Origin of the sequence: Streptococcus sp. GMD1S (assembly GCF_000296875.1) — a bacterium.
Lineage (GTDB): Bacteria > Bacillota > Bacilli > Lactobacillales > Streptococcaceae > Streptococcus.
In genome coordinates this window covers 1-652 of record NZ_AJQY01000413.1, presented here as the reverse complement: position 1 = coordinate 652, position 652 = coordinate 1, and the positions used below count along the sequence as shown (strand labels likewise).

The window sequence follows — 652 nt, the reverse complement described above, 5'->3', positions numbered from 1 at the left end:
GTGATGGAATCGCGATAAGGACGATTGGCTCCGATAGACTGATAAATGAACCCAAATACCAACCACCAGAAAACACTAATAGAAAGATACTTGGTCCAACCCTTACCGTCCAGTTTACGCGCGACAAACTCCTGCTTTTCCTTTTTAAACTGTGCCTGGTAGATCCAAACTAGAAGTCCAATTGGCTGCATGGCCGTGAAGTAGAGTGTCGTTAGCACCTCACCATAAAAGCCTTTCTGCAAAGCCAAGATAAGGTAAATAACAGAGTTAATCAAACCAAAAAGGTAATTACTTGCTCGACCTTCCGATACAAAGATAACACAGATAATCCCTGTCAAGCTACAAATCATCCCAACCCAGTCAACAATGCGGTGTTCATAAATCAACTCCAGCCAGATTGGAAAACTTCCTAAAACCAGCAGGTAAAGCCACTGAGCAAAACTACGATGGGCAAAGAGGTCATTCCAGATAGCCTTCATGGTTCCTGAAAATCCCAAATCAGCCATAGCAGCAACCATACGGCGGTAGCCACCAGACATTTCACCAAGAGTAATTTTGATATTCTTGAGTTTTGTTTGCAAATAAGTCGTCATATTTTCTCCTTTTGTTTTTAAAGAGCCGTGTCTGGATAGACTTTCGGACGCAACGCTCT

General features: G+C 42.6%; 1 protein-coding gene. It reads right to left on the bottom strand.

What is annotated here, in order from left to right; all coding sequences use genetic code 11:
- Window positions 1–593, bottom strand: a 593-nt coding sequence (gene pnuC / locus GMD1S_RS10705) for a nicotinamide riboside transporter PnuC (RefSeq protein WP_000214768.1), incomplete at its 3' end; no start/stop codon positions are given.
- Window positions 594–652 lie beyond the last annotated feature (59 nt).